16 protein-coding genes and 1 tRNA gene are annotated in these 23,654 nt (G+C 56.9%); 3 read left to right on the forward strand and 14 right to left on the reverse strand.

Annotated elements, in window-relative coordinates:
* Nucleotides 1-18: 18 nt before the first annotated feature.
* The gene (locus tag HCK86_RS08660; protein ID WP_176084062.1) at nucleotides 19-1,236 is read right to left on the reverse strand and encodes a deoxyguanosinetriphosphate triphosphohydrolase; all 1,218 of its coding nucleotides are present in this window, start codon (nucleotides 1,234-1,236) and stop codon (nucleotides 19-21) included.
* Nucleotides 1,237-1,420: 184 nt separating this feature from the next.
* On the opposite strand from HCK86_RS08660, the gene erpA reads away from it, so the two are divergent.
* A complete protein-coding gene (gene erpA, locus HCK86_RS08665; RefSeq protein ID WP_176084063.1) occupies nucleotides 1,421-1,753 on the forward strand; it encodes an iron-sulfur cluster insertion protein ErpA in 333 nt (110 codons plus the stop codon).
* A gap of 119 nt (nucleotides 1,754-1,872) precedes the next feature.
* Here the strand turns inward: erpA and HCK86_RS08670 are convergent, their stop codons facing one another.
* Nucleotides 1,873-3,243 carry a nucleobase:cation symporter-2 family protein gene (locus HCK86_RS08670; RefSeq protein WP_176084064.1) on the reverse strand — a complete coding sequence of 457 codons (1,371 nt, stop codon included), beginning with the start codon at nucleotides 3,241-3,243 and terminating at the stop codon, nucleotides 1,873-1,875.
* A gap of 656 nt (nucleotides 3,244-3,899) precedes the next feature.
* Complete coding sequence (locus tag HCK86_RS08675) at nucleotides 3,900-5,399, reverse strand: nucleobase:cation symporter-2 family protein (protein ID WP_176084065.1); 1,500 nt, start codon at nucleotides 5,397-5,399, stop codon at nucleotides 3,900-3,902.
* A gap of 202 nt (nucleotides 5,400-5,601) precedes the next feature.
* On the opposite strand from HCK86_RS08675, the gene xth reads away from it, so the two are divergent.
* Nucleotides 5,602-6,393, forward strand: coding sequence for an exodeoxyribonuclease III (xth, locus tag HCK86_RS08680; protein WP_176084066.1), 792 nt, complete (start codon nucleotides 5,602-5,604; stop codon nucleotides 6,391-6,393).
* A gap of 48 nt (nucleotides 6,394-6,441) precedes the next feature.
* Here xth and HCK86_RS08685 read toward each other — a convergent pair whose 3' ends face one another.
* Nucleotides 6,442-7,176 carry a tetratricopeptide repeat protein gene (locus HCK86_RS08685; protein ID WP_246739530.1) on the reverse strand — a complete coding sequence of 245 codons (735 nt, stop codon included), beginning with the start codon at nucleotides 7,174-7,176 and terminating at the stop codon, nucleotides 6,442-6,444.
* A gap of 440 nt (nucleotides 7,177-7,616) precedes the next feature.
* Here HCK86_RS08685 and HCK86_RS08690 point away from each other — a divergent pair.
* A tRNA-Leu gene (locus tag HCK86_RS08690) sits at nucleotides 7,617-7,702 on the forward strand.
* Nucleotides 7,703-8,045: 343 nt separating this feature from the next.
* On the opposite strand, the gene HCK86_RS08695 is transcribed toward HCK86_RS08690, so the two are convergent.
* The 10 genes from HCK86_RS08695 to nuoN form a co-directional block, all read right to left on the reverse strand.
* A complete protein-coding gene (locus HCK86_RS08695) occupies nucleotides 8,046-9,101 on the reverse strand; it encodes a porin (protein WP_176084068.1) in 1,056 nt (351 codons plus the stop codon).
* Between the two features lie 774 nt (nucleotides 9,102-9,875).
* Nucleotides 9,876-13,355 carry a DNA polymerase III subunit alpha gene (gene dnaE, locus HCK86_RS08700; RefSeq protein ID WP_176084069.1) on the reverse strand — a complete coding sequence of 1,160 codons (3,480 nt, stop codon included), beginning with the start codon at nucleotides 13,353-13,355 and terminating at the stop codon, nucleotides 9,876-9,878.
* 948 nt (nucleotides 13,356-14,303) lie between these two features.
* Nucleotides 14,304-14,579: a hypothetical protein gene (locus HCK86_RS08705; protein WP_176084070.1), complete on the reverse strand. Its 276-nt coding sequence runs from the start codon at nucleotides 14,577-14,579 to the stop codon at nucleotides 14,304-14,306.
* 584 nt (nucleotides 14,580-15,163) lie between these two features.
* Nucleotides 15,164-15,844 (reverse strand): ABC transporter ATP-binding protein, encoded by a 681-nt coding sequence (locus tag HCK86_RS08710; protein ID WP_176084071.1) that lies wholly within the window; start codon nucleotides 15,842-15,844, stop codon nucleotides 15,164-15,166.
* Between the two features lie 19 nt (nucleotides 15,845-15,863).
* Nucleotides 15,864-17,165, reverse strand: coding sequence for a lipoprotein-releasing ABC transporter permease subunit (locus HCK86_RS08715; protein WP_176084072.1), 1,302 nt, complete (start codon nucleotides 17,163-17,165; stop codon nucleotides 15,864-15,866).
* Between the two features lie 16 nt (nucleotides 17,166-17,181).
* A complete protein-coding gene (proS, locus tag HCK86_RS08720; protein WP_176084207.1) occupies nucleotides 17,182-18,507 on the reverse strand; it encodes a proline--tRNA ligase in 1,326 nt (441 codons plus the stop codon).
* 496 nt (nucleotides 18,508-19,003) lie between these two features.
* Nucleotides 19,004-19,264, reverse strand: a complete 261-nt coding sequence (locus HCK86_RS08725) for a DUF1467 family protein (RefSeq protein WP_176084073.1) — start codon at nucleotides 19,262-19,264, stop codon at nucleotides 19,004-19,006.
* A 474-nt stretch (nucleotides 19,265-19,738) separates the two neighbouring features.
* On the reverse strand, nucleotides 19,739-21,409 hold the full coding sequence (locus HCK86_RS08730; RefSeq protein WP_176084074.1) for a ribonuclease J: 1,671 nt from the start codon (nucleotides 21,407-21,409) through the stop codon (nucleotides 19,739-19,741).
* Nucleotides 21,410-21,426: 17 nt separating this feature from the next.
* A complete protein-coding gene (locus tag HCK86_RS08735; protein ID WP_246739514.1) occupies nucleotides 21,427-22,170 on the reverse strand; it encodes a biotin--[acetyl-CoA-carboxylase] ligase in 744 nt (247 codons plus the stop codon).
* A 15-nt stretch (nucleotides 22,171-22,185) separates the two neighbouring features.
* Nucleotides 22,186-23,646 carry an NADH-quinone oxidoreductase subunit NuoN gene (gene nuoN, locus HCK86_RS08740; RefSeq protein WP_176084076.1) on the reverse strand — a complete coding sequence of 487 codons (1,461 nt, stop codon included), beginning with the start codon at nucleotides 23,644-23,646 and terminating at the stop codon, nucleotides 22,186-22,188.
* Nucleotides 23,647-23,654 lie beyond the last annotated feature (8 nt).

Here is a 23,654-nt window from a genome sequence, read left to right on the forward strand (position 1 = left end):
CCTTGTTTCGGGGCGCTCCTAGCGCAATTCGGGGGTGTGGTCAAACAAGCGCTGGTGCGTGCGGATCGCATAGGTGTCCGTCATGCCGGCCAGATAGTCAGAAACATGGCGCGCGAGCTGAGGCTTGGGCAGGTCCTGAAGCCCTGCACTCCAGTGATGCGAACCCATCAAGGCCGGATCGTCGATATAGGCATCGAACAGATCCGCAACGATCTCTGCCGCAGCGCGGCGGATCTCCATGATATCAGGATGACGGTAGATCCGGCTGAACAGCATGGCCTTGATCTGCCGGTCGACAGCCATCATGTCCGGCGAAAAGAACGCGATCGTCTCGCCGGCATGGCGCACGTCATCTGCACTCTTCGGATTGATCTTGCGAAGCTGTGCCTGGGAGAAACCGATCACATCCTCGACCATGCGGGTTATCTGCCGGCGCATCACCTCGTTGGTAAAGCGGCTTTTCTCCAGTCCCGGATAGCGATCATGCACCTCACGCATCAGCCCGGCCAGAAACGGCACATCCTCCAGCATTTCAAAAGTGAGAAAGCCGGCGCGCAGGCCGTCGTCAATATCGTGGGTATTATAGGCGATATCATCCGAAACGGCGGCAACCTGAGCCTCAAGGCTGGCATGGCTTGCAAGCCAGAGATCGTGCCTGGCGCTGTAATCGAGAATAGGCTGCGGCACCGGGCCCTTGAGGCCGTTGCCATCGGCGCCGACCAGCGGACCGTTATGCTTGACGAGCCCCTCAAGGGTTTCCCAGGTCAGGTTGATGCCATCAAACTCGGCATAGCGATGCTCAAGCTTGGTGACGATCCTCAAGGACTGGGCATTATGGTCAAAGCCGCCAAAGGGCTCCATTTTTTCATGCAGCGCATCCTCGCCGGTGTGACCGAAGGGCGTGTGGCCGAAATCGTGGACAAGCGCCACACCTTCGGCAAGATCCTCATCCAGCCTGAGCGCCCGCGCAAGGGCTCTGGCCACCTGAGCCACTTCGATCGTGTGGGTCAGGCGGGTGCGATAGTGGTCATCATCCTGACCGATGAAGACCTGGGTCTTGTGCTTCAACCGGCGAAAGGCCGTGGTATGAATGATACGGTCCCGGTCTCGCTGGAAATCGGACCGTGTCAGACTGCCCGCCTCAGTGACCAGCCGGCCCCTGCCCGTCCATGGATCACAGGCATAGGCGGCGCGCGCAACATCACCAAATCCAAGCGCCTTGCTATCGATGCTCATAGGTCTCGCTCTCAGCCAAAATAACGGCGCCACAATGGCAGAAACTCAATCGCCCATTGACGGCGTACCGCGCCGTTCTTAACTAAGTTTAGAGTGCTTTGAAAGGTGCGCCGGGCTTTCTTTGCCCTGCCCCTCTTGCAGCAAAGGTGAAAGACTGCGGCAATCCCCTCTTCAGGAGATCGATATGGATACGCAAACCGTTACACTTTCCGATGCCGCCGCCAGGCGCATCGCAACCATTATTGCCGGTGAGACTGACAAGCATGCCTTGCGCGTTTCCGTCGAGGGTGGCGGCTGCTCGGGCTTTTCCTATAAATTTGACCTTGTCGCCGGTCCGGAAGAAGACGATCTGGTGATCGAGAAAGCCGATGCGACGGTGCTGATCGACAGCATGTCGCTGATCTACATGGCCGGTTCCGAGATCGATTTCGTCGACAATCTGCTGGGCCAGTCCTTCAAGATTGAAAACCCCAACGCCGTAGCCAATTGCGGCTGCGGCACGAGTTTCGCCATCTGACAGAACCTGCAGGCCGAGAGAAACCGGCCGGAAGAGACAGCGCCGCAGCATAAGCCGCTGCGGCGTTTTTTTGTTGTCAGGAGGGACGGCAATGTCCGCCCGTCCTGCCCGAGTTCAGCTCAGCTTTGTTTCATCGCCTTGCCGGCTGTCTCAGGGATGATCAGAGACATGATGATTGCCGAAAGGCCCGACAGCGTGATGGGCGTGGCAAAGACCTTCTGAATGATATCAGGCATCTGCTGCATGGCAGTCGGCACCAGCGTCACGCCAAGACCTAGACCAAACGACACCGCCATGATGTAGACCTTGCGATGATCGATCGGCTCCGATGCCAGGATACGGATGCCGGCGACAGCGATCGAGCCGAACAGCACAACCGTTGCGCCGCCCAGAACAGGCTTCGGCACCAGCAGGAAAGCCCCGCCGATGATCGGGAAAAAGCCAAGCAGAACAAGAATGCCGGCGATGTAGAGACCAACATGACGGCTGGCAACGCCGGTCATCTGGATGACGCCATTGTTCTGGCTGAACGTGGTGTTCGGGAAGGTGCAGAAAATCGCTGCCAGGCCTGAATTGATGCCGTCAGCAAGCACGCCGCCCTTGACGCGGTTCAGATAGACATCCCCCTGCGTGGGTTCGCCGGAGATAACGGAATTCGCCGTCAGATCGCCGGTCGTCTCGATCGCCGTGATCAGATAGACAAAGGCAATCGGCAGGAACAGGCCGAAATCGAAATTGATGCCGAATTTGAAGGGGACCGGAACAGCAAAAACTGCCTGCGTCCCCAGCTTGGAGAAATCCACCATGCCGAGGAATGAGGAGATGATGAAGCCGGCAACCAGTCCCAGCATGATGGCAGCGATGCGAACCATCGGGTGCTTGTTGAACGACAGCGCAACGATAATCGCAACAACGATGAGGCCGAGGATGATATTCACCGGTGCCCCGAAGGCTTCTCCGGCGCCAGCGCCGCCGGCGAAATCCGTGAAACCGGACTTGACCAGGCTGAGACCGATCACCGTGATGACAATCCCCGTCACCGTCGGCGTCACAATCCTGTCCATCTTGGTGATGAACTGGCTGAGAATGATTTCGACAAGGCAGCCGACAAGGCAAAGCCCGAAAATCATCGCCAGGATATCCTCCGGCGTCCCGCCGCGGTTCTTGACCGCGAAACCGGCGGCCAGAATCACCGAGAGAAAGGCAAAGCTTGTTCCCTGCACGCTCAAAAGGCCGGAGCCGACAGGTCCGATGCGATAGCACTGGATGAAGGTGGCCACGCCCGAGACGAACAGCGACATGGAGATCAGATAAGGCACATGCTGCCCAAGCCCCAAGGCCCCGCCAATGATGAGCGTCGGCGTGACGATGCCGATAATACTCGCCAGAATGTGCTGAATGGCCGCCAGAAACGATGCTCCCGGAGAGGGAACATCGTGCAATTTGTAGATGATATGGTGGTGTCCGCTAGTCGCGTTGTCATCTGCCATGTCGTTCTCTTTTTTCCTGCGGCCCAGCCGCGCGTTGCCCCTGCCTAAATACAACTAGTAAGAAGCAATAACCGTGCCACGAAATTGCCACATTGGCGCAGTCCAAACTTTTTATACATATTTTTCAATATGTTATATCTATTTTTTCAATATCTTGGACAACATCTGAACGCGGTTGCAGAGGCCGGCCGACGCAATCGCTGCGCCATCGCCCATATTTCAGGCAATCGGCCGGGAAAAATCGCAACGGACGCCACGCCTGAACGGGACAGCAATGGTGAACCAGGGCTGGCGCATCGACGCGAAAACAGGTCGCAATGTTCGGCAAGAATGGTGCGTAGACTAGAGCGTTTCCAGGAAAAGTGGATACCGGTTTTCCGTTCGGAAACGCGAAAAAACAAAGACTTAGAGCGCCGATCCGATTCAATCGGATCGAAAAGCGCTCTAAACAGCGCAGCGCATTCCGTCGCGCCCGGGAGAACGCATGGCACCAAAACCAACTGACGAAAATGCAAATCGGGTCAGATCAACCGGAATGACCTTGTTCACTCACGTCTCGCGCGGATCAAGCAACCGGAAACAGCCGATCACGGTCAGTTGCCGCGCCACCGCGAGGCGAAAGGGCGGCCGGAGCTGTTCCGGCCGCGCCATGGTTTTCAGTGGCCGCCTTCCGCAGCGAGTGCGGCGGAACGAATCTCGTCTTCATTGGCTTTCGAGGCGCCGTTGAAAAACAGATTGAGCAGGAGCGCAGCGATCGAAGCAAGCAGGATGCCGCTGTCGATCAACGGATGAATGACATGCGGCATCCACTGCTTGAAGCTCGGCGCGATCAGCGGGATCATGCCGAAGCCCAGCGCGACGGCAACGACCAGCAGATTGTTGCGATTGGTCTTGAAATCGACACCCGCCAGAATGCGGATACCGGTTGCCGCGACCATGCCGAACATCACCAGTCCGCCACCGCCGAGAACCACGGTCGGCAGCGCCTCGACAAGAGCAGCCATCTTCGGCAAAAGGCCGAGAAGGATCAGGATGATGCCGCCGGTGACGCAGACAAAGCGTGAGCGGACACCGGTGACGCCGACCAGGCCAACGTTCTGCGAGAAGCTCGTATAGGGAAAGGTGTTGAAAATGCCACCGATCAGCGTACCGAGACCATCGGTGCGCAACCCGGCGGCCAGCATGCCGCGGGTAACCGTCTTGCCCGTCATCTCGCCAAGCGCCAGGAACATCCCGGTTGATTCGATCATCACCACAACCATGATGACCGACATGGTGAGGATCAGAATCGGATCGAAGATCGGCATGCCGAAATGGAACGGGACGACCGGCGCGAACCAGGCGGCGCTTGCAACCTTGGTGAAGCTCATCATGCCGAGCGCTGCGGCGACGACACCGCCGACGACGATGCCGATGAGAACCGAGATATTGGACAGGAAGCCCTTGCCGAACTTGGCGATCACCAGAATCGTCACGAGAACCAGTGCGGAGATGCCAATGCCCGCGAGCGGCGCATAGGCCGGGTTTGGCAGATTGGCGCTGAGTGCCAGATTGGCCGGGACAGGCGGTACAGTGCCGCCATTGCCGGCAAGCCCCTTGATGCTATCCAGCCAGGACAGGTTCGACGGATCGACGAGGTTCGGCGCGGTCGGGCCGACGGGATTGCCGAAAATCCAGTTAATGCCGATGCGCATCAGCGTGACACCGATGACCAGAATGATCGTTCCGGTGACCACCGGCGGGAAAAAGCGCAGCAGACGGCTGACCAGCGGGGCGATGATCATCGCGACGATACCCGCGCCGATGATAGAGCCGAAAATCATCCGCGCGCCCTCCGGCCCGCCATTCATGCTTGCAATCGAGATCATCGGCCCGGCGGATGCGAATGTGACGCCCATCATCACCGGAAGCTTGATGCCGAACCACTGCGTCAGGCCAAAGGATTGGATTAAAGTTGCAATGCCGCAGGCAAAAAGGTCCGCTGAAATAAGAAAAGCCACGTCCTCTGGCGGCAGCTTCAGCGCGCGACCGATGATCAGCGGCACGGCAATGGCACCGGCATACATGACAAGAACATGCTGCAAGCCGAGCGCGACAAGCCGCGGCAACGGCAAAACCTCGTCTACCGAGTTCACTTTCTGAATGTCTTCTGACATATTTGATAGTCCCTGAAGGAGGGCATTCGCCCCCGCGTTGCTCCGGCATGAGCGCCCTTAACAGAGCGTTCTTCCCCTCAACCGGTCGTTCTAGATTGCGATAGATTGCATTTTTGTCAAAGGCAACTTGAAGCCGAAACGCAGTTTTTTGCAGCAATGTTCATAAATGATCAATAATTAGGCAGGACATAGGAATTTCGCCATGAAAATAGCGAGCTGGAACATCAACGGCATCAAGGCACGGCTGGAAAACCTGCTTGTCTGGCTTGAAGCGGCCCGGCCAGACATCGTCTGCCTTCAGGAGATCAAATCGGTCGACGAGGCCTTCCCGGGCACTGCAATCGAGGCCCTGGGCTACCATGTCGAAACGCATGGGCAGAAAGGTTTCAACGGCGTCGCGATCCTGTCACGGAACCGGCCTGATGACATCATGCGCGGCCTGCCCGGCGATGACACGGATGAACAGGCCCGGTTCATCGAAGCCAGCTTCTCGGTCAAGGGCGGCGCATTGCGCATTGCCTGCCTCTACCTTCCCAACGGCAACCCGGTCGATACCGAAAAATACCCCTACAAGCTCGCCTGGATGGAGCGCCTGCAACGCCACGCCGCGAGCCGGATGGCATTCGAAGAAGCCTTTATCCTCGCCGGCGACTACAATGTCATCCCGGGGCCAGAGGATTGCCATGATCCGGCATCGTGGGCGCAGGATGCACTGTTCCTTCCGCAAACACGCCAGGCCTATCGCCGCCTTCTCTCCATCGGTCTGACGGATGCCGTATCGGCCAATGGCGATGCAGCCGGGCGCTATACATTCTGGGACTACCAGGCCGGCGCATGGCCCAAGAACAACGGCATTCGCATCGATCACATGCTGCTGTCACCGGAAAGCGCCGACAGGCTGCGCAGTGTCGCCATCGACAAGGACACACGCAGCTGGGAGCGCCCTTCCGACCACGTGCCGGTGATGTGTGAGATTGACTACGAGTTTGCCTGAAGACCGCCGAGCACATATCGCACCCGCCTGCCAGTCATGGACTGCCAGTCACGGGGTGCTGGTCGACAGATTCTGCGCCAGAGCAATGGCACCGCGACGGTCCTTCTCATCGACGATCGAGAAGGACTTCTCCTGCAGATCCCGCATCCAGGCGCAGTCGGAGGGTTTGCACAGATTGGTCGCCGCCGTCATGTAAGCGAGCCCGAGCACGGACTGGCCTTCATTGAAGATCAGATTTCCAAACACCGCCATCGCGCCGACATTGCCGTTCACGCGCGCGAGATTGAGCCACTTCTTGGCAAGCTTGACATTTTTGTCGCCGCCCTCACCATTCAGGATCATCTGCGCAAGCTGAAACTGCGCTTCGGCATTGCCAAAAACGGATGCAGCCTGGAAATACAGCTGACGTGCCTCCGAGAGATCCTGCTTAACCGGGCTGCCGGCAATACCTGTCTTGTAATATTTGGCGAGCGCCATCAGCGCATTGACATAGTAGCCGGTATCTTCTGAACCTGGCTCCACATCCTGATTGACGATCTCTGCGAAATATTTGAACGCTTCGTAATCATCTTCCGGAACGCCATCACCAAAAGCATACATATTGGCAAGCGCCCAGCGTGAGCCGGTGTGCCCCTTCTCAGCAGCATAACGATAGGCCTCGACGGCCTTGGCCTTGTCGCCACTCTTATAGGCTTCGAAGCCGAACTTGAAGAGATCAAACCGGCCAGAATCCTTCGGCACATCCGACTTGATGTCGAAACCGAAAGCGTTGCCGCCGGACATGGCGAAAATTCCACCAAGAACAAGCAAAACAGCCGCTGATTTCAATCGCATCTCCAAGATCGTTACTCTACCAATCTTCCAGAACACCTAATCTGAACCCAAGGCTTCACTGCTATGACAGCACGGCAATTTCTACTTTTCCAGTACAATAAACCGACCACGTCGCCCGTCTTTAAACTTCAGCTTCATTATCCATTCGCTTGCACCTATTTTGTGGCGGGAAATGGACTTTTTCGCTAAGCCGACCTTATGAAATTCCATAGTGAAATGCTGTGACCAAACAGCCACAGTCTTACATCTGCGCGCAAAATGGTGAAAAATCAGTGGACGTCATGACCAGGGCAGACGGCCGGGCGCCGGAGCGCCCTTGAACACTGTCGCCGCGCTCAACACGGCGGTTGCACGGCAGCAAAAGCCAGTCTAATAGTCTGAGCAGCGCTGCGGACGTGGCGAAACTGGTAGACGCAAGGGACTTAAAATCCCTCGACCATTGGTTATGCGGGTTCGATTCCCGCCGTCCGCACCATTTCCCGTTTGCAAAAGTCTGCCGCGTAGCGTCGGGCATCAGCAGTCAGCCGAACAGATCCCCCCTCGCCTCTCTCGACTGCAGCGGAGCAACCAATCACGGCCCCCGTCGCCGGGCGGCGAAACCGCGACTGCATCCCATTCGGCAATGGACTTTTTTTCCGCTCAGCCATCCCGCCTGCGAGCGCGCGGCGAGGACATCAAACACTGCAATGAGACATCATCAGCAATGATTTTCGACATTTGCCCCGGAATACCAAAACGAGGCGGAGCAAAGCCGACACAACACCAAAACGAGAAAAGCCCGGCAGAGCCGGGCTTTTCCGTCAATCGACAAATGTCGATTAGAAGTCGCGCTGCAGACGGAACCAGCCGCCGAAAGCGTCGCTGATCGGATCCGGAAGGTCAGCGTAACGCAGGTTCAGCTTAGCGTGGAAGCCATCAACGATGGTGTAGTCAAACAGAGCACCGGCTTCCCAGTAGTTCTTGTCCGACATGTTGTCAGCCTTGGCAGTGGTCCACTGTACAGCCGGGGTGATGGTGAACTTGTCGGTTGCCTTGAGAGCATAACCGGCAGCAACGGCCCATTCGCTGTAGAGGTTGGTAGGCTTGGTGTAGCCCGTGCCGGAGAACCAGCTGAAGCTGTTAGCATAGGCGTTGAAGCCCGAGCTGTACTGAGCGCCGAGGTTCAGGCTGCCCGGTCCGAGAGCGAACGAGCTCATGAAACGCAGCGAACCTTCTTCGTTGTAGGTGTCATAACCACCGTCCAACTTCATGCCAACGCCGCCAGCCTTGAAACCAACGCGGCCCGAAACGCCGAGCTTGGCCATGTCGTTGCTGCCGGTGTAGTTAACCATGTCCGGCGTAAGCGCGTCGAGCGAGATACCGGCTACATAGCCGTCGCCGAGGAAGACGTAACGCATCGAGTTGAACTTGGTGTTGCCCGACAGATGGTCGATTTCGCCGATCAGACCTTCATCCCAGTACGAGGTGAAGTAACCAGCCTGGAAACCACCGAGACCCAAGTAGGTCTGGTCCAGCTCAACCTTCGAAGAAGTGCCGTCGCCGTAAGCGTAGGCGTTCAGTTCGATGTCGCCCGTCAGAACACCGAGTTCAGTGTCGGTCTTCGAGCTAACAGCCAGGTGAGCCTTCGTGAAGACATCCCAGGTAGCCTGGTCGGACGGAGAGGTTACGAAATCAACCTGGAAACGGACATAACCACCGATGTCGAGGCAGGTTTCAGTACCCGGAATGTAGAAATAGCCCTTGCCGAAAGCGTCGCAAACTTCGACATAGTTGGTAGCAACCGGCTCAACAACAACGACCGGATCGGCAGCGTAAGCGCCGGAAGCTGCTGCAACAGCTGCAGCGGAGCCAAGAAGCAGGCTCTTAACGTTCATAGTGACCTCCAAAAAAGGTTTTAAGCGGGTCTGGGATTTTCGCCGAGGCGTTCCCTGCCCCATCCCCTGGTTGAAAGAAGATTGGGCATATCCGCCCTCGCTTCCGAACATGAACATACAAGACAGGATCACGTTCGCAATCACGAAACGCGTTTGTTGCGGCCAACCAAACCACCTTCCTGCCCCCCTGTTGCCAATCAGCAACAAATTCTTTCACAGACCGGTCAAATCTTTACAAAAGGTAAACAAATCCGGGCTTCTGAGGCACAGACATCCATTTGAGCAACCACGAGAATCCAGCAAATATTGCGGTTTTGGTGCCGACAGGGCGACGTCACTGCTGCATGATTGGCTTAATCTGCTAGCGCTGCGGCTGACCGAAACGCGAATCGAAGCAGACCGGGGCGGAGACGATTCGGTCGTGAAATGAAGCAGGCGGCGCGCGCCTGCGACTGCGGCCAGCACCGAAGACGATCGCCGCGCGGTCCAGAAGACGCTTGCAGGGCAGCCCGGAATGGCGACACCATATTAAGCAGCGGCTGACGAAGTCCAGGCGCCCCCTCGGCGAACATCGAGAGCGATCCGATCAGCCAGACGAACACAGACCTGCCCCAGACGCGCATATCGTCGCAAAACGCCGGCTGGGCCACCTCAGCATCCGACGGATCAGATCTCGACAGAACCGAGCCGCAGCCGATCGAACCACGCGCACAGGACGAATCTAGCTGAAGCCATCAAACGCGAGCCAATCCATCAACCGCCGAAGCCAGACAGCTAGACCAGCTCGACATCAACAACACCGTTGACGGTGCGCATGGCCGAAGCGACCTCGGGCGAAAGACGATAGGTTCCCGGCAGCTCGATCTCGATTTCCCGCCGGCCCTCGGCCTGAATGAGGACAAAGGAAACAAGCCCGTCCCCATTATCGTTGAGATAGCGCGCAAAGGAGGCGATCGGAGAATCGCCGCGGATAAACACACGCATGGCCTTCTGCTGCCGGACAGATTCTTCCTCGAGCGATTGTACCGTCTGGATCCGAAGTCCAATTCCCTCCGGCCTCATCTCCGCCGCTACGGTAATGACAACTGAAACGCCAGGTTCAAGCAGATCACGATACTGATAAAGCGCTTCGGAAAAGAGCACGCCCTCGAACTGCCCGGTTGAATCTGAAAAGGCGACGATCCCCATCCTGTTCCCGGTCTTGGTCTTGCGCTCCTGACGCCCGACGACAGTCCCGGCCAGGCGCCCGCGGTCAGCCCCGTTTTTGACCGACAGCGAAAAATCAGCGAAACTCTGGACGCGCATTTTCGCAAGCAGGTCCTTATAAGCATCGAGCGGATGCGCCGTCTGATAATAGCCCAGAACCTGGAACTCCTTCATCAGACGCTCTGAATCCGGCAGCGGTGTAAACTCCGGCAGGATGATTTTCTCGTCAGCAACGAGATTGCCAAAAATATCCGCCTGACCGCTGCGTTTGTCATCTTGACTGCGCTGTGCGAAGCCGAGCAGCCGATCCATCCCTGCCAGCAAGGCCGCACGGGGATGACCGAAACAGTCAAGCGCACCCGCACAGATGAGACTTTCTAGGACCCTGCGATTGACCATTTTCGGATCAATCCGGCGACAAAAATCCTCAAGCGAGGCGAAGGGCCGATCGCCCCGCATCTCGACAATATGCTCGACTGCGGCATCGCCGACACCCTTGATGGCAGCCAGCGCATAAAAGATGCAGCCTTCTCCGGTCTCAAAACGGCGGAAGCTGGTCTGAACCGAGGGGGCGACGACATCAATGCCGAGCCGACGCGCATCGTGACGGAAATCATTCAGCTTCTCGCTGTTCGCCATATCGAAAGTCATGGTGGCGGCGAGGAATTCGCAAGGGTAATGCGCCTTCAGGAAGGCGGTATGATAAGAAACAATAGCATAGGCAGCCGCATGCGACTTGTTGAAGCCATAATTGGCGAACTTGGCCAACAGGTCAAAGATCTCATCGGCGCGCTTCTTCTGAACGCCGCGTTCGACCGCCCCCTCGACGAAACGAACGCGCTGCTTGTCCATCTGCTCCTTGATCTTCTTGCCCATTGCACGGCGCAACAGATCGGCTTCGCCAAGCGAATAGCCGGAAAGCACCTGCGCAACCTGCATCACCTGTTCCTGATAGATGATGACGCCCTGGGTTTCGGCGAGAAGATGGTCGATCAGAGGATGAATTGACTCGATCTCTTCCTCGCCATGCTTGCGCGCATTATAGACCGGAATGTTTTCCATCGGTCCCGGTCGGTAAAGCGCCACCAGTGCGATCAGATCCTCGATCCGGTCAGGCTGCATCCCGATCAGGGCCTTGCGCATGCCCGCACTTTCAACCTGGAACACACCGACCGTTTCGCCACGCGCAAGCATTTCATAGGTCTCTTGATCGTCAAGAGGAACCGTCGCAAGGTCGATCAGCGTTCCGCTTTTGGCAATATAGTCCACCGCGGTCTTCAAGACGGTCAGCGTCTTCAACCCCAAAAAGTCGAACTTCACCAGCCCGGCCTGCTCAACCCACTTCATATTAAACTGCGTCACCGGCATGTCAGACCGCGGATCGCGATACATCGGCACCAGGCGCGACAGCGGCCGGTCGCCAATCACGATGCCGGCGGCATGGGTGGAAGCATGCCGATAAAGCCCCTCAATCTTCTGGGCAATGGCAAGCAGCCGCGCGACGACGGGCTCCTCTTCGGCCGCTTCCTGCAATTTGGGCTCGTCTTCGATAGCCTTGGAAAGCGGCACAGGCGCCGCCGGATTATTCGGCACGAGCTTACAGATACGATCGACCTGCCCGTAAGGCATTTCCAGAACACGGCCGACATCGCGCAGGGCCGCGCGCGCCTGCAGCGAACCGAAGGTGATGATCTGCGCAACCTGCTCCCGGCCGTATTTACGCTGGACATAATGAATGACCTCTTCCCGGCGCTCCTGGCAGAAGTCGATATCGAAGTCCGGCATCGAGACACGTTCCGGATTGAGAAACCGTTCGAAAAGCAGCGAAAAGCGAAGCGGATCCACATCGGTAATCGTCAGAGCATAGGCGACCAATGAGCCCGCGCCGGATCCACGCCCCGGGCCGACCGGAATATCATGCTCCTTAGCCCATTTGATAAAGTCCGAAACGATCAGAAAGTAACCGGGAAATTTCATTCCCTCGATGATATCGAGCTCATATTCCAGCCGTTCGAGATAGTCCTCATGACTGTGCCCCTTCGCCAGCCCGATATGGGCGATGCGGTTTTCAAGTCCCTCGCGCGCCTGGCGCCGCAATTCCGTCGCCTCGGCCTTTTCAGCCTCATCCGGGTGCTCCGAAGCGCCGGTGAAGCGCGGCAGGATCGGACTGCGGGTATCAAGAACAAAACTGCAGCGCCTGGCGATTTCGACGGTATTGTCCACGGCCTCTGGCAGGTCCTCAAAGAGCGCCACCATCTCCTTCTGGCTTTTTACATAGTGGTCGGGCGTCAGACGGAAACGCGTGTCGTCAGACACAATGGCATTGTGCGCCACTGCCATCAGCGCATCATGCGCTTCGAAATCATCACGGGTCGGAAAGAAAGCTTCATTTGTCGCCACCAGCGGCAATTCATGCCGGAAGGCCAGTTCGATGACATGGCGTTCGTGATTGCGATCATAATTCCCGTGGCGCTGCAGCTCGACATAGAGCCGGTCGCCAAAAATCCGCTTCAAACGGAGCAAGCGCTCTTCCGCACGCTCGGCAGAGCCTCCGGCGATGGCCTGATCGACCGGACCACCGGAAGCCCCGGTTAAAACAATCAGCCCCTCGCAAAACTCCTCAAGCCAGCTCAGTTTCACCGACAACGCCTCATGCCCGGAACCTGAAAGATAGGCCCGACTGACGAGCGCCATCAGGTTGGCATAGCCGGCATCGTTGCTCACCAGAAACACGAGCGACGGCAATTTTACAATGACATGCGGCGCCTTGCGCTCTCCGGCCTCGCCATCTTCCATATCAACCGAAAGCTGACATCCAAGGATGGGCTGAAGTCCCTCGCCGATTGCCTTTTGTGAGAACTCAAGCGCCGAAAACAGGTTATTGGTGTCCGTAATGGCTATGGCCGGCTGCTCATCTTTCAGCGCAAGCTTGAGAATGGACTTGAGCGGCAACGCCCCTTCGAGAAGGGAATAGGCAGAATGTGTCCGCAAATGGACGAACCGGACCTTGCCTGAATGTTGTGAAGTAACCGCCATATCGTCCGTCATCCCTGCCACCATACACTTCATCCGACGCATCCACGTCAGACACCGCATCTTCGTATTTAGACCGACTGTCAAATCGGCCGCAATGACGGAACCGGGAAATTCAGAACAAATTTAGAACGAGGCCAGCACGATCGACAGGCTGGCAACAAGCAGAGCGACGGAAGTGAACGCGGCTATATCACGCAATAATTCGGTCATCAGACCCTCCTGTTTTTGCTATGTTTATTTTATGTTCTATTTTTGTTCCTTCGTCAAACGCTTTTTTGCAGCTGCCATGAAGATGCCATCAGAAGGTGTCAGCAGGAGGCGGTTCATCGCAGCCGACCATTCATCGAGAATGGGCGCCAAAGCGCTGAGATAGATGCATAAAGTGGCGTCCGGAAGCAAAGGCCGCGGCAAGGTCCGTGTCGCGATGCAAAAGATCGAAACCGAAGATTTCCGAGAAAGCGGCATTCCCGAGATGACATCGAAATAGAGACATCCTCCTCCGACACGCTAGCTTTCCCTGTGCCAGACGATGTTCAACATAGACCTCTCGAAAATCTGTGGTCCGACATGCGAGGCGACGGTGCAGTTTCATGACACTGAAAGACCGAAGGGATGCAACCGATCAGGTTGCAATGCAAAAGCCCTCGACACGGATGATGCTCCGAGAAGCACCGACGCTCCCGACCTCCAGCCTGATCGAAAGAATGCCCCTCAGCCCGTCGCCAGACAACGTCAGCACAAGCTGAAAAAACCTTTAGGAAAATCGACCCCACAACCCTAGGCATAGAATCCAGGCCGCCCACCTTGCGTGCCCGCGCCGCCCAGAACAGCTCACCACGCGACCTCCATCGCCTAGATATAAATGAAATGTTCTTGAACTATATTTATGATATATCACCCTCAAAGCAAAAAACCTGCTCCATTGACGGGAGCAGGTTTCGGCAATGAAGCTTTTATGCTTCAGAGGTGTTTCTTGGACCCATCCTGGTCCTCATACTGATCACGGAAGCGATCAATGATCGTCATCAAAGCTTCACGCTTGGATTGACACGCCGTTTCACGCCCGTATTTTTCAATAAAATCGGCTTGATCGGTCGTTATCACGGTCGAGAGGCTGGTCAACCCACGCTCTTTGAAAGATCTTCTGAAATTCCGCATATAACGGTTCCAGGCAGCGCGCTCTTCATCCGAACGCTCGATTTTTCTGGACCTGCTATCCAATTCACTATGGCTCATTCGATACCCCCTATCTAGTTTGAGCGCAATGTCGTCGTTCAACATTGTTCTGCCGTCCACGACGAAATCAACTATATTACAATATTCTACAATTTAAAGCAAAAATAGTGATTTTTTTAAGGCAATAATTACATATAATTGGTATAACAAATCTCGTAATCTAAATAATTACAAGATAATGCAGATAAAAATAAAAAAAATTATGATAATATTACTGAAACGGTCGAGAATGAACGTCTCGAAATAACCGCAAAAACTCTAAGTAAATATTCCTAATTTGGAACGTTCGACTTTCAGATAATCAATTCAGGGTTGCTTTCAGCTTGTCCCCATCAAAAGCGCAGCCTTATGTGGCCTCGCCCATCGCCACATCTACTTTTGGCGGGTTCTCGGGGTTTTCACCCCGGATAGCCCAGGCCGAACAGTCCGAACCTGCAACCCTATTGGATGAAAAGATGAAAGGAAAAAATATTTTTGGTTGCATCCTGTCAGGAGCGCCAGCCACGGAAGCGCGCAGCCGGCTTTCGGGTGAAAGCCGGCCTGCCGAAACCGCGAAATGCTATCATCGAATTTGCAGGCCTATTTCAGGCGGCGACCACAAGGCCATCCTGCAGCGTGACCCGGCGGTCCATGCGGCCGGCAAGATCGAGATTGTGTGTTGCGATCAGCGCCGCAAGGCCTGACTGGCGCACCAGCGCCTCGAGCGCCTCGAACACATAGCCAGCCGTACCAGGATCGAGATTGCCGGTCGGCTCATCAGCCAGAAGCAGGCTCGGTGCGTTGGCAACGGCACGGGCAATGGCAACCCGCTGCTGCTCACCGCCGGAGAGCTCTGCCGGACGATGCTCACCACGATGGGCAATTTTCAGGTAGTCGAGCATCTGCTCCGCCCGCTCCTTGGCATCATTGCGCGAAAGGCCGGCAATCAACTGCGGAAGCATGATGTTCTCGAGTGCCGAGAATTCCGGCAGCAGATGATGGAACTGATAAACGAAGCCAATATCGTTGCGCCGCAGTGCCGTACGCTCATCATCGGTCAGATCGGCCGCATTGCGACCGTTGATGATCACCTCGCCAGCGGTTGGGTGCTCGAGCAGACCGGCAATCTGCAGCAGCGTCGATTTTCCGGTGCCAGACGGGGCAACCAGCGCCACCATCTCACCGGGTTTCATCGTGAAACTGGCGCCTTTCAGCACATGAAGCAGCGATTCACCCTGCCCGTAATCCTGGCGAATGTTTTTCAGGACGAGTGCTGGTCTGGCCATTGCGCGCACCTCTTTTCGATTATTCATAACGCAGTGCCTGCACGGGATCGAGGCGCGAGGCCCGCCATGCCGGGAAGATCGTTGCGATGAAGGACAGCGTCAGCGCCATGACAACCACCGTCACGGTTTCCCCCCAGCTCATCTCGGCCGGCAGCGTGCTCAGGAAATAAAGCTGCGGATCGAACAGCACAGTCCCGGAAATCCATGAGAAGAACTCACGGATCGATTCAATATTGAGGCAGACCACAACGCCGAGGATCACGCCGGCAAATGTGCCGACCACGCCGATCGCAGCCCCCGTCATGAAGAATATCCGCATGATCGCCCCGGACGTCGCCCCCATGGTGCGAAGAATGGCGATGTCGGGGCCCTTGTCTTTCACCAGCATGATCAGGCCGGAAATGATGTTGAGCGCGGCAACGATCACGATCAGCGTCAGGATCATGAACATCACATTGCGCTCAACCTCGAGTGCGGTGAAAAAGGTCCGGTTGTTCTGCCGCCAGTCCGACATCAGCACATCCTCACCGGCCGCACTGCGAAGATCCGGAATGACCTGATCGACCTCATCAGGATTCGTCAGAAAAACCTCAATGCTCTGCACCGTGTCGCCGGCGTTGAAATAGGCCTGGGCCTGCTCGAGCGGCATGAACACGATCGAAGCGTCATATTCCGACATGCCGATCTCGAAGATGCCGGAAATCGTATAGGCCTTCACCCGCGGATTGACGCCCATGGGCGTAACATCGCCTTCCGGAGAGATCAGCGTGATCTTGTCTCCGACATAAAGACCAAGACTTGCCGCCATCCGCGAGCCGATCAACACGCCATTGCCAGCGGCATAGCCGACCATATTGCCTTCAATGATGTGATCTGAAACCGTTGTAAGCTTGGTCAGATCCTCCGGCCGGATGCCACGCACCAGCGCGCCCGACCCTGCACCCTGCTTGCCGGAGACAAGCGCCTGCCCCTCGACCAGCGGAAAGGCCAGTTTCACGCCCTTGACCGCTTCGAGCCGCTTTGAAAGTGCATCATAATCCTTGAAAGGATCACCGGCCGGCAGCATGACCACATGACCGTTAATGCCGAGAATACGGGTTACAAGCTCCGAGCGGAACCCATTCATCACCGCCATGACGATGATGAGTGTGGCAACGCCGAGCATGATGCCGATGAAGGAAAAGCCCGCAATAACAGAAATGAAGGCTTCCTTGCGGCGCGAGCGCAGATAGCGCCAGGCGACCATGCGCTCAAACACGGAGAAGGGCCGCGCGGTCGGCGGAAGATCGGGCAGTGCCTCTTGCGTCTCGGTCGCGGCCATTCAGAATGTCTCCCTGTCAGCCCTGAGTAAGCTTTGCGATCGCCGCCTCAAGCGTCATTGTCTCACGTTCGCCGGTCTTGCGGTCCTTGATCTCGACCTCACCATTGGCAACGCCGCGCGGCCCGACAACCACCTGAACAGGAATACCTATCAGATCAGCGGTAGCAAACTTCGCGCCGGCGCGCTCATCGGTGTCATCAAGAAGCACGTCCTTGCCGGCATTGCCAAGCGCTTCGTAAAGCCTGTCGGCAACACCGTCACAGGCACCATCACCTGCCTTCATGTTGATGATCACGACGTCGAAAGGCGCAACCGACTGAGGCCAGATGATTCCGGCATCATCATGTGATGCTTCGACAATGGCGGGAACAAGGCGGGTTGGCCCAATACCATAAGAACCCATATGGACAGCGTGTTCCTTGCCATCAGGCCCCTGAACCTTCGCACCCATCGGCTCCGAATATTTCGTGCCGAAATAGAAGATGTGGCCAACTTCGATACCGCGCGCCGACAGGCGTTCAGCATCGGGAATAGTGTTGAATGCCTCTGCATCATGCATTTCGTCGGTCGCAGCATAAAGCGAGGTCCACTGGTCGAAGACGCCCTGAAGCGTTTCGACGCTGTCAAAATCGATATCAGCCGGCGGAATGTCGAATTTGACGAAATCGCGATGGCAGAACACCTCGGATTCACCCGTATCGGCCAGAATGATGAATTCATGGCTGAGATTGCCGCCAATCGGACCGGTATCGGCGCGCATCGGAATGGCTCGCAGACCAAGACGGTCAAACGTGCGCAGATAGGCCGTGAACATCTTGCGGTAGGAATGCTCTGCCCCCTCACGCGTCAGGTCGAAGGAATAGGCATCCTTCATCATGAATTCGCGCGAACGCATGGTGCCGAAGCGCGGACGGATCTCGTCACGGAACTTCCACTGGATATGGTAGAGGTTGAGCGGAATCTGCTTGTAGGACTTCACATAGGAGCGAAAGATCTCGGTGATCATCTCCTCATTGGTCGGTCCGTAGAGCATGGGGCGCTCCTGCCGGTCGACGATACGCAGCATTTCCTTGCCATAGGCCTCATAGCGGCCGCTCTCCATCCAGAGATCGGCGGACTGCATGGTCGGCATCAGCAATTCCACCGCGCCGGAGCGGTTCTGCTCTTCGCGGATGATGTTGTTGACCTTGTCCAGCACGCGCTTGCCCAGCGGCAGCCAGGAATAGATGCCCTGGGAATGCTGACGGATCATGCCGGCCCGAAGCATGAAGCGATGAGAGACGATTTCGGCTTCCTTGGGCGTTTCCTTCAGGATCGGCAGGAAATAACGGGAAAGGCGCATGGATACTGCTTTCATTGGCTGACGCCCGCCTGACGCGGGAATCGTTTGACACCGGTAAAATCCGGGCTTCCTTGTAGCGACTTCCACGGCAAATTTAAAGCGGAAGCAACGTTGATCGACAGATCGGTGAAGCCGTTTGACAGCCGGCTTGACAAAGCGCGGTTTCAAGAAACGTTTCAGAAAGTCGCACCCTGCTTGTCAATGAAAAAAACTTCTCGACTGTCGCATTTTTGCAAAAAAACCGGGTGACAAGGCTTAATTCGTAGGCTAGTTTAAGCCCATAAAACAGGCAGGGAGCTTAAATTCTTGCCTTTCATTCGCGGTCAAGTCTTGGGAGGATGGATCTAGGCGCGCTCGTTCGCAGCCCCGGTAACGGTACGGATCACGCGATACTTGTGAAACAAGGCCTTTGAGGCCTTGTTTTTTTTTGTGCGACCGCAAAAGCAAGCCAGCAGTTTATGTGCCAGTTCCGTGACATGGCGATGACAAGCGCAGCCTACCAGAACAGGCCTGCAAATGTGTCGAAATCAAAGCCGAATTCAACGGTCACCAGCCACCAGAGTGCGAAGACCACCAGCGCGATCAGCGAGGTCCAGCCAAGGACACGCAACGGCCGGAAGCGATGCGGCGCACTCTCGACGGTTCCCGGCACAACCTCCCCCACTTCGGCCTGGGTCTTCAAGCCAAAGGGCAGAACGGCGAACAGCACCAGCCACCAGATGATAAAATAGACGGCAAAGGCCGAAAACAGTGACATCTCTCCTCCCAGTCTGACGCGGATTATGCCAGCCCGAAAGCGCCCTGTCACATCATGCTTTATCGTCCCGACAAATGGTAAAGCCCGACGCGGATGCGTCGGGCTCAGATTACTAGCGCATCGGCTCGAAAATCGGAATCGATTTTCGAGCCGATGCGTAGATTCAATAAGTTAGAGCGTCCTTTGTGCATCCGAATGGATGCACGGCGCTCTATCAAACCTTACCGCTTTTTCTGACGTCGTGCCTGTGCTTGTCACAGGCATCCAGCCGACGCGCGTCCGCGCGGCGAAAAAACTTGTCTACTCAATGCCTTTTGAAGCTGGATCCCCGTGACACGCACGGGGTGGACGACGGAGGGAGGGGCTTGTGCCACCTCAAACATGCAATATGAATGGCCTGGTCAACAATCTGAGCCCGACGCGGATGCGTCGGGATTCTCAATCTCACATGGCGTGCGACTGCGCGTCCGGGGATCAGACCTTGACGACGAAGACGGTGACCACCGGCTTCTTGCCCCAGCACTCATTGGCAGCGGCACGCACCGAACGGCGAACCGCCTCCTTGACCATGGCGAGATCCTTGCGGCGCGACCGCGGAATGCTTTCAACGGCACCAAGAACGGCATCAAACAGCACGTCTTCCATCTTCTCGTCGTCATCGTCGAAGGCAGGCAAGCCGATCGGAACCACTTCCGGGTCGCCACGGAATTCGAATTTCTGATCGAGCACGAGATTGACCGAAACATGGCCGACAAAGGAGAGCTTGCGGCGATCACCGACACCGATCGTGTCATAATCGGCAATCAGCTTGCCATCCTTGAAGATCCGGCCAGCCTCGACATGGTCGATCACTTCCGGATCTCCGGGCGCGAGCCGCAGCATATCGCCATTGCGCACGCGCGGCACCTTGGCGATGCCGCACTGGGTTGCGAGTTCGGCCTGAGCGCTCAGATGCGCGGCCTCGCCATGCACCGGCACCAGAATTTCGGGCCGCACCCAGTCATACATCTGCTTCAGTTCGCTGCGCCGCGGATGACCGGAAACATGCACCAGCGCCTCGGCATCGGTGAGAATATGGACGCCCTGCTCGATCAGCCCGTTCTTGATATCCTGGATCGCCTTCTCATTGCCGGGAATGGCGCGCGAGGAAAACACCACGAGATCGCCGGCGGCAAGCGAGATATTGCGCATCTCATCTCGGGAAAGCTTGGCAAGGGCGGCACGGCTTTCGCCCTGCGAACCGGTCAGGATCGCAACCACCTTTTCACGCGGCATATAGCCGAACTCATCCTCGTCGACGAAGGGCTTGATGCCCTCCATCAGGCCGATATCACGCGCAACCTCCACCGCACGCTTCAGCGAAGAACCAAGCAGCAGAACCTCGCGCCCCGCCTCTTCTGCCGCGCGCGCGATCGAACGGATACGGCCAATATTGGAGGAAAAGGTGGTGAGCGCCACCCGGCCCTCGGCATTTTCGATCACCTGCCGCAGGCTTGCCGAAACCTCCATCTCTGATGGCGAAACGCCATCGCGCATGGCATTGGTGCTGTCGCACATCAGCGCCAGCACGCCCTCATCGCCAAGCGCTCGGAAACGGGCTTCATCGGTCAACGGACCAAGCGACGGCGCCAGGTCGATCTTCCAGTCACCGGTATGGATCACAGCCCCCAGCGGTGTGCGGATGCAAAGCGACATAGGTTCCGGAATCGAGTGGTTGACGGCGACCGCCTCGACCTCGAACGGACCGGCATTGATCCGGTCACCAGCCTTGAAGATCGTGACCGGCAGCTCGCCTCGAGCACCCTCATAGGCACGCTTTGACTCCAGCAGACCTGCCGTGAAGGGCGAGGCATAGATCGGAACATTGAGCCCCGGCCAGAGATCGTTGATCGCGCCGAAATGATCCTCATGCGCGTGGGTGATGATCATGGCCTTCAGCCGTGCCCGGTTTTCGCGCACGAATTCGATATCCGGCAAAACCAGATCGACGCCCGGCAGATCGGGACCAGGGAAGGTCACGCCACAATCGACCATGATCCACTGGCGATCCTTCGCCGGGCCATAGCCATAAAGCGCGAGGTTCATACCGATCTCGCCAAGGCCGCCCAGCGGCAGGAAAACCAGTTCTGCGTTATTGTCTGCCATCAGGCATTGATTCCAATTCAGGTTCCAAAGAAGACATCGCCGGCTGCGAAGACGCGCATACCTTCCTGTGTTTCGAGCATCAGCATGCCGCTGTCATCAATGCCGGCAAAGCGGCCGGACACGCGGTCATGCAATAGGTTGACGGTGATTGGTTCACCGATGCCGCAGGCATGCCTGCGCCAGCTTTCGACCGTTTCCCTTATACCTTTTCCGCCATTCCAGACAGTCAATTCGACGTCCATGGCGGCAAAGAGATGGGCAAACAGCATTTCGGGATCTGCGCCAGGCGCATAATCACGCAATCTTGCGGTGGGATAGGCACTCACTTCGGGCGCAAACCCGACATTGACGCCAATGCCGATGACAATCGCATTGCGTCCGTCCGGCAACTGCTCCGCTTCCAGCAGAATGCCCGCAATCTTGTTGCGGGCGATCAATACATCATTTGGCCACTTGATTTCAACAGGTCTGGAAATCCCTGGCGCCGCAGCAGCCACGGCCTGGCGCACGGCAAGCGCCACCGCGAGTGGCAGCGACGCGATATCTTCCGATCGTGCAGGATTGATCAGGAGCAGCGAGGCATAGAGATTGCCCCGCTCGGAAACCCAACGGCGACCGCGCCGGCCGCGCCCGCCCGTCTGGCGGGCCGCCGTTATCCACAGGCCGCCCGGATCGCCCGCCTTCGCCCGGCGCATGGCCTCGCTATTGGTGGAATCGACCTCATCCAGCGCTTCGTGGCGCATCGCCCCGAAGGCTGGCATTTGACTGCCCTGCATCTAGAACAGAGCCGCAGCCGCAGCCGAGGCTGCCGCATCAAGCGAACCGCCGAAGATCAGGTAGCCGATCGCAAACAGGCCCGACAGGCCGTAGACGAAACGCAGTTCACCGGCAACGCGGGCAAACTCGACCGTCGGCTCATCGAACCACATGACCTTGACCACCCGAAGATAGTAAAAGGCAGCAACGACCGATGCCAGGATACCGATGATGGCGAAGACATAGAGCTGGGCTTCCATCGCCGCCAGGAAAACGAAATACTTGGCGAAGAAACCAGCCAACGGCGGAATGCCCGCAAGCGAGAACATCAGCGTCGTCAGGACCACCGCCATGACCGGTTTGGTCGAGGCAAGACCGGCGAGATCATCGATATTCTCGACATTGCCGCCTTCCTTGAGCCGCATCGCCATGATGATGGCAAAGGTGCCGAGCGTCATGAAGATGTAGATCGCCATGTAAAGCACGACGCTGCGAACGCCCAGTTCCGAGCCGCCGGCAAGACCGAGCAGTGCGTAACCCATATGGGTGATCGACGAATAGGCCATCATCCGCTTGATATTGCGCTGGCCAATGGCGGCAAAGGCACCAAGCAGCATCGAGCAGAGCGAGATGAAGATGATGATCTGGCGCCATTCGAAAAAGGCCGGGGCAAAGGCATCTACCAGAATGCGGATGATGATCGCCATGGCAGCAACCTTCGGCGCCGAGGCGAAGAAGGCGGTGACCGGCGTCGGTGCGCCTTCATAGACATCCGGCGTCCACATGTGGAACGGAACGGCGGAAATCTTGAACGAAATGCCCGCCAGCACGAAGACCATGCCGAAGATGAAGCCGAGATTCATCGCACCATTGTCAAGCTGGCTGGCGATGCCCGAAAAGCCGATATTACCGGTAAATCCATAGATCAGCGACATGCCGTAAAGCAGCATGCCCGACGCCAGCGAACCGAGAACGAAATATTTCAGCCCCGCTTCCGTCGATCTGAGACTGTCCCGATTGATCGCGGCAATGATGTAGAGCGGGAACGACATCAGCTCCAGCCCCATATAGAAGGCCAGAAGATCGTTTGCCGAAATCAGCAGCATCATGCCGACGCTGGAAAGCAGCATCAGCACCGGATATTCGAACCGATCCTGATAATCCGGCTCTTCATGCCCCACCGACATGACGAGTGCCAGCGCCGTCGCGATCAGCGCCAGAACCTTCATGAAGGAGGTGAAGGCCGAAAAGCTCAGCGATCCGCTGAAGGCTTCGACGGGCCCGTCGCCAAGCATGACCTTGGTCTGGCCGATAACCCAGCCCGCCGCCACAATGATCAACGCCACAGACAGGGCGTTGATGGTTGGTCCGCTTTTCCGGCCGGCAAAGACGCCGATCATCAACAGGACCATCGCCCCGATCGCCAGGATCAACTCCGGCATGATCAGTTTCAGACTTTGAATGAGAAGTTCCGAGGTCATGTCCAAAA

Source organism: Martelella sp. HB161492 (genome assembly GCF_013184775.1).
Taxonomy (GTDB): domain Bacteria; phylum Pseudomonadota; class Alphaproteobacteria; order Rhizobiales; family Rhizobiaceae; genus Martelella.

Bases quoted from the DNA above. Each gene is read 5' to 3' on its own strand.
- HCK86_RS08660 (WP_176084062.1), bottom strand. From the start codon at position 1,236: ATGAGCATCGATAGCAAGGCGCTTGGATTTGGTGATGTTGCGCGCGCC.
- HCK86_RS08670 (WP_176084064.1), bottom strand. From the start codon at position 3,243: ATGGCAGATGACAACGCGACTAGCGGACACCACCATATCATCTACAAA.
- dnaE (WP_176084069.1), bottom strand. From the start codon at position 13,355: ATGACGGACGATATGGCGGTTACTTCACAACATTCAGGCAAGGTCCGG.
- proS (WP_176084207.1), bottom strand. From the start codon at position 18,507: ATGCGCCTTTCCCGTTATTTCCTGCCGATCCTGAAGGAAACGCCCAAG.
- erpA (WP_176084063.1), top strand. From the start codon at position 1,421: ATGGATACGCAAACCGTTACACTTTCCGATGCCGCCGCCAGGCGCATC.
- HCK86_RS08675 (WP_176084065.1), bottom strand. From the start codon at position 5,399: ATGTCAGAAGACATTCAGAAAGTGAACTCGGTAGACGAGGTTTTGCCG.
- HCK86_RS08695 (WP_176084068.1), bottom strand. From the start codon at position 9,101: ATGAACGTTAAGAGCCTGCTTCTTGGCTCCGCTGCAGCTGTTGCAGCA.
- HCK86_RS08715 (WP_176084072.1), bottom strand. From the start codon at position 17,165: ATGGCCGCGACCGAGACGCAAGAGGCACTGCCCGATCTTCCGCCGACC.
- xth (WP_176084066.1), top strand. From the start codon at position 5,602: ATGAAAATAGCGAGCTGGAACATCAACGGCATCAAGGCACGGCTGGAA.
- HCK86_RS08710 (WP_176084071.1), bottom strand. From the start codon at position 15,844: ATGGCCAGACCAGCACTCGTCCTGAAAAACATTCGCCAGGATTACGGG.
- HCK86_RS08705 (WP_176084070.1), bottom strand. From the start codon at position 14,579: ATGAGCCATAGTGAATTGGATAGCAGGTCCAGAAAAATCGAGCGTTCG.
- HCK86_RS08725 (WP_176084073.1), bottom strand. From the start codon at position 19,264: ATGTCACTGTTTTCGGCCTTTGCCGTCTATTTTATCATCTGGTGGCTG.
- HCK86_RS08735 (WP_246739514.1), bottom strand. From the start codon at position 22,170: ATGCCAGCCTTCGGGGCGATGCGCCACGAAGCGCTGGATGAGGTCGAT.
- nuoN (WP_176084076.1), bottom strand. From the start codon at position 23,646: ATGACCTCGGAACTTCTCATTCAAAGTCTGAAACTGATCATGCCGGAG.
- HCK86_RS08730 (WP_176084074.1), bottom strand. From the start codon at position 21,409: ATGGCAGACAATAACGCAGAACTGGTTTTCCTGCCGCTGGGCGGCCTT.
- HCK86_RS08685 (WP_246739530.1), bottom strand. From the start codon at position 7,176: ATGTCCGGCGGCAACGCTTTCGGTTTCGACATCAAGTCGGATGTGCCG.